This is a genomic window from Brevibacterium ihuae (genome assembly GCF_900184225.1).
GTDB classification, from domain to species: domain Bacteria; phylum Actinomycetota; class Actinomycetes; order Actinomycetales; family Brevibacteriaceae; genus Brevibacterium; species Brevibacterium ihuae.
The window spans coordinates 1,830,331-1,843,466 of record NZ_FXWZ01000003.1; the positions used below are offsets into that span (position 1 = coordinate 1,830,331).

The following is a 13,136-nucleotide window of genomic DNA, read 5'->3' on the forward strand; positions in this document are numbered from 1 at the left end:
GCTTGATAGCCTGGGAGCATGACTCTCACCCCTCTCGCGGACACCGACCTCCGCATCCATCCCCTCAACCTCGGCGGAAACCCCTTCGGCTGGGGTGCGGACCGGGAGATGAGCTTCGCGGTCCTCGACGCCTACGCCGCGGCCGGCGGCAACTTCATCGACACCGCGGACATGTACTCGTGCTGGGTCGAGGGCAACTCCGGCGGTGAGAGCGAGGAGATCATCGGCGCGTGGATGGCCGAGCGCGGCAACCGCGACGACATGGTCATCGCGACCAAGGTCGGGATGCTCGACGGGCGGGCCACCCTCGACCCCGCGAACATCCGCTCCTGCGTCGAGGACTCCCTGCGCCGCTTGCAGACCGACCGGATCGACCTCTACTACGCCCACCAGGACGACCCCGACGCCGACCAGACCGCCGTCGCGGAGACCTTCGACGCCCTCGTCCGCGATGGGAGCGTGCGGTACCTCGGCGCCTCGAACTTCTCTCTCGACCGGTTGCGGAGCGCCCAGGACATCGCCCGGGAGAACGGACTCGCCTCCTACCGGGTCGTGCAGAACCGCTACAACCTCGTGTCCCGCGAGGCCTACCCGGCGGAGTACCAGGACTACCTCCGCGAGCAGGGCATGGCCATGCTGCCGTTCGCCTCGCTCGCCTCCGGGTTCCTCACCGGCAAGCACATCCCGGGATCGAAGGTCGACTCGGTGCGCGGCGGCGCCGTCGCGAAGTACCTCGAGGACCCGCGCGCCACGGAGGCGCTCGGCGTGGTCCAGGAGATCGCCTGCGACCACGTCGCGAAGACAACGGCGGTTGCGCTCGCGTGGCAGCTCAGCCACGACACCATCCCCTCGACCATCGCCTCGGCCCGCACGCCCGACCAGCTCGACGACCTGTTCGCCGGGACCGCGCTCGAGCTCTCGGCCGAGGAGATCGACCGGCTGAGCGCCGTGTGGTCGTGAGAAGGGGACGGACAGCATGAACGGACACGACAGCGTCATCGACGCCTCGCTCATCAGCTGGGAATCGGGCACCGACCTCGTCCTCGACACCGTGGTGAGCGCCGGACCGAGCGAGGTCTGGCGGGTCATCGCCCATCCCGAGGCGTGCGAGGAGTGGTTCGCACCCTTCACCCTCATCGGCGAGGACCGCGTGCGCTTCAGCCTCGGGGACGACGACCCGGAAAGTGGCGACGACGACCCGGAGAGCGGGGACGACGGCCTGGACAGCGGGGACAACGATGCCCTCGGTGCCGATGATGCGGCCGACGGCGCGGATCGCGGTGACCTCGAGGCGGAGATCCTCGACTGGGCGGAGGACTCTCACGTGCTCCTCGAGTTCGCCGCCCTCGGCCGCCTCGGCATCTCGCTGCGACCGGGCGACGCCGGGACCCGCGTCACCCTGACCTGCACCTTCGACACCGCCGCCGAGGCCGCGGAGATCCTGCCCGAGGTCGGACCGGTGTGGGACACCCATCTGCGTCTGCTCCGCGAAGCGGTCGGTGAACCGCCCTCCGACGTGCCCGAGGGCGAGCTCACCGGCCGGTACGAGCGCCTCGCCGACCAGGCCCGGCGCGAAGCCGAATCGGGCGGGGACGAGGCGACCGAGGATTCCGCCGATGGCCGGTGACGCCGGCCCGCTCGTCCTCGGCATCGAGTCCTCGTGCGACGAGACCGGGGTCGGGATCGTGCGCGGACGGACCCTGCTGACGAACACCGTGGCCTCGTCGATGGACGAGCACGTGCGATTCGGCGGCGTCGTCCCCGAGGTCGCGAGCCGTGCCCACGTGCAGGCGATCGGCCCGGCCGTGTCCCGTGCGCTCGCCGAGGCCGGGGTCGGCATCGCCGACCTCGATGCGATCGCCGTGACCGCCGGCCCCGGGCTCTCCGGCGCGCTCCTCGTCGGCGTCTCCGCGGCGAAGGGACTCGCCGCGGCCACCGGGCTCCCGCTCTACGGCATCAACCACCTCGCCGCCCATGTCGCCGTCGACCTCGTCGCCGAGGACTCGCCCGGGCTCCGCACCCCGACCATCGCGCTCCTCGTGTCCGGCGGCCACACCGAGATCCTCCGGATCGGCGACATCGTCGACGACATCGAGCTCCTCGGCGCCACCATCGACGACGCCGCTGGCGAGGCCTTCGACAAGACCGCTCGGCTCCTCGGGCTGAGCTATCCGGGCGGGCCGAACATCTCCCGCGCCGCCGCCGGAGCGCTCGACGGCAGCGGGGTGCCCGGTGATCCCGCCGCCGTGCGCTTCCCGCGCGGGCTGAGCACCGCGCCCGACCTCCGCGATCCCGAGCGCCGGTACGCGTTCTCCTTCTCGGGGCTCAAGACTGCGGCGCTGCGCTTCGTCACCGCGTACGAAGCGGAGACGGGTGACCAGAGCATCCGGCTCGCCGACGTCGCGGCGAGCTTCGAGGAGGCCGTCGTCGACGTGCTCGTCGCCAAGACCCTCCTCGCCTGCGCGGACACCGGGATCGACCACGTCCTGCTCGGCGGCGGGGTGGCGGCGAACGCCCGCCTGCGTGATCGCCTGGCCGAGCGCTGCGCCGCGCAGGGCGTCACCCTGCGCGTCCCGCCGCTCGCGCTCTGCACCGACAACGGCGCAATGGTCGCCGCGCTCGGTGCGGAGATCGTCTCCCGCGGCATCGCCCCCTCGCCGTTCGACTTCGGCGTCACCTCGTCCCTGGAGGCCCATGATGTCCTCATCGCCTGACACCCCGGACCTCGGCGTCCCCGCCGACCGGCCGGTGCCGCCGCGCCGTCACCGTCGCTCGGGCGACGGTTGGGTGGAGACGCCCGACGGCCGGTTCTGGGGGAAGTTCGGCGCCGCCGGGCTGCTCATCCACGATCCCGAGCGCGGCGTCCTGCTCCAGCACCGCGTCGCATGGTCGGCCGAGGGCGGCACCTGGGGCATCCCCGGGGGAGCGATCGACGCCGGGGAGACCGCGCTCGCGGGCGCGATCCGCGAATGCCACGAGGAGGCCGGCGTGCCCGCGCTCGACGGCACCGGGGTCGAGGTGCTCGACACCCACGTGCTCGAGAAGCAGGGCTGGAGCTACACGACGGTGATCGCGCGGGCGACCACCCGGCTCGAGGAGTTCGTCAACGACGTCGAGAGCGTCGAGCTCGCCTGGGTCCCGCTCGCCGAGGTCGAGGACTACCTCCTCCACCCCGGGTTCGAGAACGCCTGGCCCCACCTGCGGTCAGTGCTCGAACGCACCGCATAGCTCCGCTGAGGCAGGTGCCGGCCGGGCCCTGGGTCGAGGGTCCGATCCGCGCTGAGGTTCCGATCAGCCGCCGAGGTTCCGATCCGCCCCTGAGGTGTCGATCGAGTACGCTTCCGCCGCGGAATCCGCACTGGAACGAAACGTCAGCACAGCAGCGAAACCGGCTCTTGCCAGATGAGGGTGTAGGTCGGCCGGGCGCGTCGGTCCGCAGATAGACGTCGAGATCTCCCGACGATGGAGGTTCCTACACCATCCATCCGAAAGACCTCGACGTGTCCGACGCTACCCCGCCGGCCGGCTTCGGCCGCCCTGACCCGACCGCCTTCGCGTCTCATCCCAATCGACCCTGATCGGGTCTGCTGATCCTCTCGACGAGAACGCAGCGACATCACAGCCACCCAACCCCGACCGTCCGCGAAGCCGGGACACGTCACATGGCCTGTGCTGCGGGCGCGTCGAGTGGGTCGTCCAGGGGCGACGCAGGAGCGTCGACGCGACGTGCTGAGAGGTGGTTCCAGTCGAGCACTAGCACACCGGCTACAGGCATTGCGATAGGTCAGGAACGGCGTCGCTCCCTGCGCAGGAGGGAGCGCAGAGTCTCGGCGTTCGCGTAGCCGACCCGTAGCGCGATCTCGGCGGAGGTGAGGTCCGTGGTTGCTGAGAGGTGCCGAGCTCGTTCGATGCGAAGCCGTTGGACGAAGCCGAGCGGAGTAAGGTTGAGCGCCGCACGGACTCGTCGTTCGAGGGTACGCCGGCTGGTGCCGAGCGACTGCGCGACGAAGGCGACGTTGAACGGTTCGTCCAGGCGGGCGCGCACGAAGCGTTCGAACTCGACGACGATCGGGTCCTCGTGCCGGAGATGTTCGTAGGCGACGAAGGCCGCCTGCGACGGGCGCTCGTCGATGATGAGGAGCTTGGCGACATGTTGGGCCAGGTCGGGGCTGATCGATCGCACGAGTGAGAGCGCGAGGTCGATGTGGGCGAACGCGGCGCCGGCGGTGACGAGGTTCCCGTCGGCCACGACCATGGTGTCGAGATCGAGGGCGACGGTCGGATAGCGCTTCAGGAACTCCGGCCCCAGGAACCAGCTGGTCGTCGCCCTCCGATGATGCATCCGTCCGGTCTCGGCGACGGCGAACACGCCGGTGCACGCCGCGGCGATCCGGGTGGTCGCCTCGTCGAGGCGCCCGAGCGAGGCGATGACCGAACGAGCATCTCGGCTCTGGAGGGCGTCGTTGGTAGCGGCGGCCGTGAGGGTTCCAAGCGCAGGGACGACGACCACGTCGAACTCTCTGGACTCCGACAGCGGGTGGTCCACCGACAGGGTCATCGATGCCGTCGTGGTCACTCGCCGTTTCGGTCCGAGGATGGCGAGTTCGATCGGGTCGATCCGCGGGTCGACATCGCCGCGGGCTCCGTCTGCCACCCGCACGATGTCGATGATCGACGCGATAGCCGAACCGAAGCAGCCGTCGATCGCGATCAGTCCGATACGCATGACGTAAACAATAGCAATACTGGCGTATACGCCACTCCCCACCGGCCCTCGCTCGTCATACGCTGAACCTGTCCCACGAAGAACCCCGACACCGAGGAGAGCCCCTCATGTCCACACCCGCATCACTTCCGTATGCCTTCGTCGCCAAGATCGTCGCGGCCGATGGACAGCACGACGCGGTCGCCGATCTGCTCGCCGGCGCTGTCGCACTCGCCAACGAAGAAGTAGGAACGATTGTCTGGTTCGCGGTCAGGACCCACGCCGACACCTTCTGGATCTTCGATGCATTCCCCGACGAGGCCGCTCGCGACGCCCACGCCAACGGCGCCATCGTCGCAGCCCTGACGGACAATCAGCACCTCCTCGGCGCAGCACCCGAGATCATGGCGGCCGACGTCCTCGCGTCCAAGCTCCCGTAGTCCGCCAACGCACGTCCGCAACGCGAACACAACACGAGCGCTGTCGGTCACAAACTCAACAGGCAAACCAACGGGCGGCTCTGGAGCGGCTCGAGCCACAAAGCGCACGCCACATTCGAAGGAGCAATTGATGCCATCTATTCCTACATTGTCGTTGGACGACGCCAAACGTGTCATCGCGGCAGCAGAAGCTGAATCCAGCACGCAGGGCCAGCCCAGTAACATCGCCGTCGTCGATGCCGGCGGCAATCTCGTCGCTCACGTACGGATGGACGGAGCGTGGCTGGGCAGCATCGACATCTCGATCAACAAAGCTTTCACGGCCCGAGCGTTCGACACAGCCACCAAAGACCTCGGCGACCTCGCCCAACCCGGTGAGCAGTTCTACGGCATCAACGCCTCCAACGACGGTCGGGTGATGATCTTCGCCGGTGGCATCCCGCTCGAGCGCGACGGCCAGGTCGTCGGCGCCGTCGGCGTCAGCGGAGGAACCGGCGTCCAAGACCAGGCCGTCGCCGAAGCCGCCGCCAGCGCCTTCTGAGACCGACCCGCACCGAACCCGGCCCCCGGCCGGCACGGGGCTGGATGCGTGCGTCGTCGACGTAGACGGTCACGGCTCGGACCTGACGGCCAACCAGCACCTCCTCGGCGCAGCACCCGAGATCCTGGCGGCCGACGTCCTCGCGTCCAAGCTCCCGTAGTCCGCCAACGCACGAGACGATCGCGCCCCGCCGAGCCGTCGCCAGGTCGCGACGCAACGCCACGCTGCGTTGCCGAGCGGGGCGAGGCCTATCGACACACGGACAGGATGCCGGCCGCGAGGGGTCCGTCGCAGAGGAGAGCGACGTCGGTGTCGGGCAGAGCCGTGAGGCCAGCGCACGCGCGACCACCAGAACCGAACCGCCTGTCGGAATCGAACCGACGACCTCATCACGTCGGCTTTGCGTCTATCGCTTGATGCGCCCACTGGTCGAACGAGCCGCTGACCTGCGCAAACGCCGAGCGTGGGGGACGCCGCCATCCGGTGGTGACCGACGACGACCGACCAGTACCGACCGTTTCACCGGAGCTTGCGGCGGCGTCGAAGCCGAGCAAGCTCCATTCCTTTAGCTCACCGCGCCCTCCTCCTCGCCGGTCCCGTCATCGTCGAAGACGTTTCAGGGGTCTTCTCAGATGACGGTGTAGGTCGGCCGGGCGCGTCGGTCCGCAGATAGACGTCGAGGTCTCCCGACGACGGAGGTTCCTACGCCATCCATCCGAAAGACCTCGACGTGTCCGACGCTACCCCGCCGGCCGGCTTCGGCCGCCCTGACCTGACCGCCTTCGCTCGACTCGACGGCCTCGGTCTGAGCGTGACCGGACAACGACTTGAACCGGATCGTGCGGTCCTCGCGTGCCGCGTGGTGGAACCAGATCAGTGGTGCCGACGGTGCGGCAGCGAAGGCGCTGCTCGTGACACCGTGATCCGGCGGTTGGCCCACGAGCCGCTGGGCTGGCGACCGACCGTGCTGGAAGTTGTAGTGCGCCGCTACCGCTGTGCCGACTGCGGACACGTGTGGCGCCAAGACACCAGCACCGCGGCGGAGCCACGTGCGAAGCTCTCGCGCACCGGGCTGCGGTGGGCGCTGGAAGGGATCGTGGTCGCACACCTCACCGTCGCCCGTGTCGCCGAGGGACTCGGGGTCGCGTGGGACACCGCCAACAACGCGGTCCTGGCTGAAGGCAAGCGGCTGCTGATCAACGACCCTATGCGGTTTGAGGGCGTGAAGGTCATTGGCGTCGATGAGCACGTCTGGCGCCACACCAGGCGTGGCGACAAGTACGTCACCGTGATCATCGACCTCACCCCGGTCCGCGATGGCGCCGGCCCAGCAAGGCTGCTGGACATGGTCGAGGGCCGGTCGAAGGCGGCGTTCAAGACCTGGCTCGCCGACCGCGACGACGCCTTCCGTGACGCGGTCGAGGTGGTCGCGATGGACGGCTTCACCGGGTTCAAGACCGCCGCTGCAGAGGAGATCCCGGACGCGGTCACGGTGATGGATCCCTTCCACGTCGTGCGCCTGGCCGGTGACGCCCTCGACAGGTGCCGGCGCCGGGTCCAACTCGCGATCCACGGGCACCGTGGGTTCAGGGACGACCCGCTCTACAAGTCGCGGCGCACGCTGCACACCGGCGCGGACCTGCTCACCGACACGCAGAGCGACAGGCTACGCGCGCTGTTCGTTGATGACGCTCACGTCGAGGTCGAGGCGACCTGGGGTGTTTACCAGCGCATGATCGCCGCCTATCGCCACGAGGACCGGCAACGTGGCCGCGAGCTCATGGAGAAGCTGATCACCGACCTCAGCGCCGGCGTCCCCAAGGTGCTCACCGAGCTCACCACCCTGGGCCGGACCCTGGAGAAGCGAGCCGCTGACGTGCTCGCCTACTTCGAACGACCCGGCACCAGCAACGGGCCGACCGAGGCGCTCAACGGACGGCTCGAACACCTGCGTGGCTCCGCACTCGGGTTCCGCAACCTGACCAACTACATCGCCCGAAGCCTGCTCGAGACCGGCGGCTTCAGACCCCAACTCCTACACCCCCGATTGGGATGAGCCGCGAAACCTCAGCGCGGCAGCGAGACGTCAGTGCCGCAGCGAAACGTCAGCGCGGCAGGCCGCCGGTGAACTCCTCGCAGAGCTGCCGGGCCACGGCCCGGAGGTCCCCGGTGCGCTCGTGCTCGGCGACCTGGCGCTGGTAGCTTGCGCCGACCTCGGCGAAGCGGAGCATGTCCTGGAGCTCGGAGGCGCACTCGAGTCGCTCGGCGACCGGTGCGAGCCGCTCGACCTCTTCCGCGATGACGGTGGTGACGACGCGCTCCCGTGCCTCGGCGTTCTCGATGATGATCGCCTCCATGCCGTACCGCGCGGCCCGCCACTTGTTCTCGACGTGGAACCAGTCGGGCATGGTCGGCAGGGTCTCCCCGCGATCGAGGCGGTCGGAGAAGTCGTCGACGAGGCACTGGACGAAGGCGGTCACCGCGCACACCTCGTCGAGGGTGGGCATGCCGTCGCACACCCGGACCTCGATCGTGCCCCAGCCGGGGGAGGGGCGGATGTCCCAGCGGATCTCGTTGAGGTGGTCGATGACGCCGGTGGTGAGCATGTCGGCGACGTAGCGCTCGTAGTCCGTCCAGGAGTCGAACTGGTACGGCAGCCCGGCGGTCGGCAGCTGCTGGAACAGCATCGCCCGGTTCGAGGCGTAGGCGGTGTTCTCACCGGCCCAGAACGGGGACGAGGCGCTCACCGCCTGGAGGTGGGGGACGTAGCCGAGGAGCGCGCCCATGATCGGCAGCACCTTGTCGCGGTCGTCGATGCCGACATGCGTGTGGACGCCGAAGATCAGCATGTGCCGGCCCCACCACTGGGTGCGGTTGATGAGCTCGGCGTAGCGCTCCTTGTCGGTGACCTGCTGGTCGGCCCAGCGGGAGAACGGGTGGGTGCCGGCGCTGAGGAGGGAGATGCCGAGGTCGTCGGTGATCGCGCGGAGATCGTCCACCGCGCTGCCGAGGTCGCCGCGGATCCCGCCGACCGTCCGGTGCACGCCGGACACGACCTCGACGGTGTTCGTCAGCATCTCGCCGACGACGCGGTTCTCGAGCCCGGGATCCGCCGCCACCGCGTCGAGGACCTCGCTCGCTCGGGGGACCAGATCGAGGGTCTCGGAATCGACGAGGGCGAGCTCCCATTCCACCCCCAGGGTGGAGCGGTCGGAGCGAGCGAAATCAACCATGGCGTCATCCTATGACAGCCCCCGCCCCGCCCGGCGCGCCGCTGTCACCGGGGGTCGCACGGGCCGATGTCCGCGTCCGAGCGCACGGCTGCGGAGTCGTCGACCGGCCTTCCCGCGGGCGGCGACGGACGCCGATCAGCGTCGGCGAACGGATGTTCACCGGCGCCGGACATGCGGGGTCGCTACCATGGCCGAATGCGCATGCCCGTCCTCGCCGCCGCCGCGGTGCTCGCCCTCTCCGGCTGCACGATGAGCGGACCCGTCGGCACCTCGGACGGACCCGCCGGATCGAGCTCGGCCACCGCTCCGACCCCGGGGGAGGACGCACCCGAACGGATCGCCCCGGTGTCCGACTTCCGCCCGGAGGCCGCCGAGGTGGTCGCCGGGATGGACGACCAGGCGCTCGCCGGCGCCGTGGTCATCGGGTCCTACGAGGGCACCGACGTCGCCGCAGGCGTCCGGATGGTCGAGGACAGCGCGCTCGCCGGGGCGATCGTCATGGCCTACAACCTGCCGGAGAACCCCACCCCCGAGGACGTCCGCACCGTCACCGGAGCACTCGCCGACGCGAGCGCGGACCGCTCGTGGCCGGTGTTCCTCGGCGTCGATCAGGAGGGCGGGCCGGTCTCCCGGCTCGGCACCGCCGCTCTCGACATGCCCCCGCTCATGGTCCACGGCGCCGCCGACGACCCGGAGATCACCACCGGGGCGATCCAGGCCCAGGGCGTCGACCTCCGCGACCTCGGGTTCACCGCCGACTTCGCACCCTCCGCCGACGTCACGATCGGCGCCCGCGATGCCGCGATCAACGTGCGGTCCGCCGGCGACGATCCGGACCTCGTCTCCCGCACCGTGACGGCGGCGATCTCCGGGTACACCGATGCGGGCATCCTCTCCTCGGCCAAGCACTTCCCCGGCCACGGATCCCTCACCGACGACTCCCACGACACCCTGCCGGTCTCCGACCGCTCCGTCGACGAGATGGCCGACCGGGACATCGCACCGTTCCGCGCCGCGGTCGACGCCGGGGTCCCGATGGTGATGATGGGCCACATCGGGCTGCCCGGCGCGGAGGACACCCCGGCCACGCTCAACCCCCACGCGTACTCCGAGCTGCGCGAGGTCCTCGGCCACGACGGCGTCGTCGTCACCGATGCGATGAACATGGGTGCCGTGCCCTCCGACGGGGCGGGCGGCGAGTCCGTCGCGGCGATCGCCGCCGGCGCCGACCTCGTCCTCCTCCCGCCCGACGCCGAGACCTCGGCGGACGCCCTGCGCTCCGCGCTCGACTCCGGGGAGCTCGACCGGGAGCGGCTCGTCGAGGCGGCGGAGCGGGTGGTGGCGATGCAGCTGTGGCAGGAGCACGCCTCCGAGCTCGCGGTCACCGTCGACGACCCCGCCGAGAGGGTCGATGCGCTCGCCGACGCCGCCCTCACCGTGGTCGCCGGGGAGTGCCGGATCGCCGAACCGGTGGATGCGGTCGCGGTGGTCGGCGGCGACCGGGCGGCGATCTCGGACTTCACCGCGATCGCCGAGGAGAACGGCCTCGCCATCGATGCCGGTGCCGACACCACCGTGGCGCTGAGCGAGAGCGCGGCCGCCGATGTCGTCTACGGCACGCAGGGTCCGTGGCGCCTCACCGGCAGCGCCGCGGCGACGGTGCTCGCCGGCTACGACGACTACGCGGCCGGACTCGGTGCGCTCGCCCGCTACCTCACCGGGGAGATCGCCGCCGGGGGCTCACTGCCCGTCGAGCTCGACGGGGTGGACGCTCCGGACTGCGGCTGAGACCGGGCGGACCGGGGATCGCTCTCCGGACCGCTGCCGGTGCCCGCGGATGCGGCGGATTCCGCCCGCGCCGGGTGTCAGCCCTCGGTGCCGGTGGCCACGGGGCGGTCGGGGTCGTTCGACCAGCCCGACCAGCTCGCCGGGTACAGCGCGGCCTCGGCGCCGATCATCGAGAGCACGAAGGCGTCGTGGCACGCGGTCACACCGGATCCGCAGTACACGCCGACCTCGGTGCCCTCGCCGTCCTCGGCGTCGCCGCGCCCGCCCTCGCCCGTCGGCACGCCGAGTGCGCCGTACCGCGCGCGGAGCTCGTCGTCGGAGAGGAAGCGCCCGGAGTCGTCGGTGTTGTCGGTGGCCGGGGCGTTGAGCGCACCGGGGATGTGGCCGGCCCGCGGGTCGAGAGGCTCGGTCTCGCCGCGGTAGCGCTCGGGGGCGCGGGCATCGAGGACGAGGCCGGTGCGCGCCCGTTCGGCCACCGCGTCCGCGTCGAGCACCGGGAGCGAGCCGGGAGCGATGTCGAAGGCGCTCTCCGTGGGCGCGGGGGGCTCCTCGGTGCTCAGCGACTCGCCCGCGGCGGTCCACGCACCGAGCCCGCCGTCGAGCAGGCGCACATTGCCCACGCCCGCCCAGCGGAGCAGCCACCACGCGCGGGCCGCGCCGAGGCCGGCGTTGTCGTCGTAGACCACGACGGGGGTGCCGGCGTCGATTCCCCAGCGGCGCACCGTCTGCTCGAACTGCGCGGGACTCGGCAGCGGGTGGCGCCCGGCGGTCGGGTCCGCGGCGCCGTGGTCGGCGAGCTCCTCGTCGAGGGAGACGTAGTGCGCTCCCGGCAGGTGGCCGGCCGCGTAGTCCTCGCGACCGTCGGGCTGCCCCAGCGTCCAGCGGACGTCGAGGAGCACCGGCGGTGCCGCGCTCATGAGCTCCTCGGCGAGTCGGTCGGCGGTGATGAGGTGGTCTTCGCGGGCCACGGCGGTCTCCTCGGTTCAGGGTGTCCGGCGGGTGACGTCGGCTGGTCCCTGCCAGCATCCCGCAGACCGCAGAGGTGCGCAACGGGTCTCCTCCGGCGACCGCCGGAAACCGGCCTCAGCCGAGGTCGACCGGCTCGGTGAGGAGGACGACGTGGTTCTCGCCGAGCCGGGTGAACACGAGCGTGGCCTTGTCCCCTGCGGGCAGCTTGAGCCGGCGGCGCACCTGATCGGGCACGATGTCGGCTCCGCGCTTCTTGATGACGACCTGTCCGATCCCGCGGGACACGAGAGCCCGCCGCAGCGGCTTGAGGCCGGCGGGCAGCACCTCGCGGATCCGGTAGCCCCGGACGAGCCGCGCCCCGGCACCGGTCGGCAGCGCGTCCCCGGTGAGATACGCGATTGGCTTCGAGATCCGGCGGACGGCGAGCGGCTCGCAGAGCGCCGTGACGAGACCCGCGCGGACGAGCGCGCCGTCGGGCTCGAAGAGGTACTCGCCGATCTCCCCGATCCCGTCCTCGTCCTCGGCGGGGACCTCCGACTCGTGGACCTCGACGGGACCTCGCGGGTCGAGCACGAGGGCATTGCGCCCGGCGCGCCCGATCGCGTCGCCGGCGTAGAGCGCCACCTCGACGACGTCTCCGCCGTGGGACACCCACTGGGCCTCCCAGCCCGCGGGGACCAGGGCGTGATCGAGGGCCGGGCCGAGCTTGATGCCGGCCGCACGGACACCGGACGCGGCTTCGAACGCCCAGATGAGCGAGGGGGAGAAGGCCTCGGGGTCGGTGATCCTCCGGGTGCTGCCGTGGGCGTCCGCGGTGCCGCGGGCCCGGGAGGTGCCGGATCCGGCCCCGGGGAGCGCGCGCCGGGCGGGGTCGAGCCACAGCGCGTCGGTGCCGGCGAGGTCGTGGTCCTCGGCGCGCCCGTGCGTGACGGTGACCGTGTCGAAGTGGCGGAGGTTGAACGTCGCGAGCGCGGCGGTGACCTCGTCGGCCTCGACCGCGGCGATCGCCTCGAGGGAGCTGTCCATCCCGGCGAACGCCATGGTGTCCGCCCCCAGGCCGCACCCGAGGTCGGCGAGCGTGCGCGGCCGGGCGGCGAGCATCCGGCGGGCGTGTTGGGCGGCGACGGGCAGCCGGGTCGCCTGCGCGAGCCCGTCGCGGGTGAAGAGCATGTCGACGGCGAAGGGGCCGAACTTCGGCTCGGCCTCGATCCGCAGCGCCGCCTGGGCGAGGAGCGCGGCCGCCGCCTCCGGCTCGAGGCCCTCGGCGCGGAGCCGGGATGCGAGGGCGAGCTCCTCGGCCGGCCGGTAGTCGATGTCGGCGAGGCGGGCGAACACCTCGGGTTCGAGCAGACGGGCGAGAGTGCGGGCATCCATCCCCTCAGCCTAGAGGACCGCGACCGGCCTCCCGGGCGCGCACGGCGCCGCCCCGGTCGTACACCGCGCCGCCCTCCGGCGTCGCC

Annotated in this window: 12 protein-coding genes and 1 pseudogene; 9 read left to right on the top strand and 4 right to left on the bottom strand. The window is 71.2% G+C overall.

Translation table 11 applies throughout. From position 1 onward, the window contains the following. The first annotated feature begins 18 nt into the window (after positions 1–18). The 4 genes from C1A17_RS13480 to C1A17_RS13495 are packed head-to-tail and all read left to right on the top strand — an operon-like array spanning position 19 to position 3,228. On the top strand, positions 19–960 hold the full coding sequence (locus C1A17_RS13480) for an aldo/keto reductase (RefSeq protein WP_101653459.1): 942 nt from the start codon (positions 19–21) through the stop codon (positions 958–960). A gap of 16 nt (positions 961–976) precedes the next feature. After that, a complete protein-coding gene (locus C1A17_RS13485; RefSeq protein WP_101653460.1) occupies positions 977–1,627 on the top strand; it encodes a hypothetical protein in 651 nt (216 codons plus the stop codon). Further along, positions 1,617–2,714 (top strand): tRNA (adenosine(37)-N6)-threonylcarbamoyltransferase complex transferase subunit TsaD, encoded by a 1,098-nt coding sequence (gene tsaD / locus C1A17_RS13490; RefSeq protein WP_101653461.1) that lies wholly within the window; start codon positions 1,617–1,619, stop codon positions 2,712–2,714. Before C1A17_RS13485 ends, tsaD begins: the two co-directional genes overlap by 11 nt. Then, positions 2,698–3,228 (top strand): NUDIX domain-containing protein, encoded by a 531-nt coding sequence (locus tag C1A17_RS13495; RefSeq protein WP_101653462.1) that lies wholly within the window; start codon positions 2,698–2,700, stop codon positions 3,226–3,228. Before tsaD ends, C1A17_RS13495 begins: the two co-directional genes overlap by 17 nt. 556 nt (positions 3,229–3,784) lie before the next feature. On the opposite strand, the gene C1A17_RS13505 is transcribed toward C1A17_RS13495, so the two are convergent. Further along, the gene (locus C1A17_RS13505) at positions 3,785–4,726 is read right to left on the bottom strand and encodes a GlxA family transcriptional regulator (RefSeq protein ID WP_101653463.1); all 942 of its coding nucleotides are present in this window, start codon (positions 4,724–4,726) and stop codon (positions 3,785–3,787) included. Between the two features lie 107 nt (positions 4,727–4,833). On the opposite strand from C1A17_RS13505, the gene C1A17_RS13510 reads away from it, so the two are divergent. From C1A17_RS13510 to C1A17_RS13525, 4 genes and pseudogenes are all read left to right on the top strand, one after another. Next, complete coding sequence (locus tag C1A17_RS13510; protein ID WP_101653464.1) at positions 4,834–5,145, top strand: putative quinol monooxygenase; 312 nt, start codon at positions 4,834–4,836, stop codon at positions 5,143–5,145. 154 nt (positions 5,146–5,299) lie between these two features. Then, a complete protein-coding gene (locus C1A17_RS13515) occupies positions 5,300–5,686 on the top strand; it encodes a GlcG/HbpS family heme-binding protein (protein ID WP_229117445.1) in 387 nt (128 codons plus the stop codon). Between the two features lie 82 nt (positions 5,687–5,768). Beyond that, positions 5,769–5,846, top strand: a pseudogene (locus C1A17_RS13520) (antibiotic biosynthesis monooxygenase); the annotation flags it as partial. A 570-nt stretch (positions 5,847–6,416) separates the two neighbouring features. Next, the gene (locus tag C1A17_RS13525; RefSeq protein WP_101653465.1) at positions 6,417–7,742 is read left to right on the top strand and encodes an ISL3-like element ISPfr2 family transposase; all 1,326 of its coding nucleotides are present in this window, start codon (positions 6,417–6,419) and stop codon (positions 7,740–7,742) included. Between the two features lie 49 nt (positions 7,743–7,791). Here C1A17_RS13525 and C1A17_RS13530 read toward each other — a convergent pair whose 3' ends face one another. Continuing rightward, entirely contained in the window at positions 7,792–8,919 is a 1,128-nt protein-coding gene (locus tag C1A17_RS13530) for a glutamate--cysteine ligase (RefSeq protein ID WP_101653466.1), read from the bottom strand. Positions 8,920–9,114: 195 nt separating this feature from the next. On the opposite strand from C1A17_RS13530, the gene C1A17_RS13535 reads away from it, so the two are divergent. Beyond that, on the top strand, positions 9,115–10,707 hold the full coding sequence (locus C1A17_RS13535; RefSeq protein WP_101653467.1) for a glycoside hydrolase family 3 N-terminal domain-containing protein: 1,593 nt from the start codon (positions 9,115–9,117) through the stop codon (positions 10,705–10,707). A 77-nt stretch (positions 10,708–10,784) separates the two neighbouring features. On the opposite strand, the gene C1A17_RS13540 is transcribed toward C1A17_RS13535, so the two are convergent. Continuing rightward, positions 10,785–11,675 (bottom strand): sulfurtransferase, encoded by an 891-nt coding sequence (locus C1A17_RS13540; RefSeq protein ID WP_245873761.1) that lies wholly within the window; start codon positions 11,673–11,675, stop codon positions 10,785–10,787. 115 nt (positions 11,676–11,790) lie between these two features. Beyond that, a complete protein-coding gene (locus C1A17_RS13545; RefSeq protein ID WP_101653468.1) occupies positions 11,791–13,050 on the bottom strand; it encodes a THUMP-like domain-containing protein in 1,260 nt (419 codons plus the stop codon). Between the last annotated feature and the right edge of the window lie 86 nt (positions 13,051–13,136).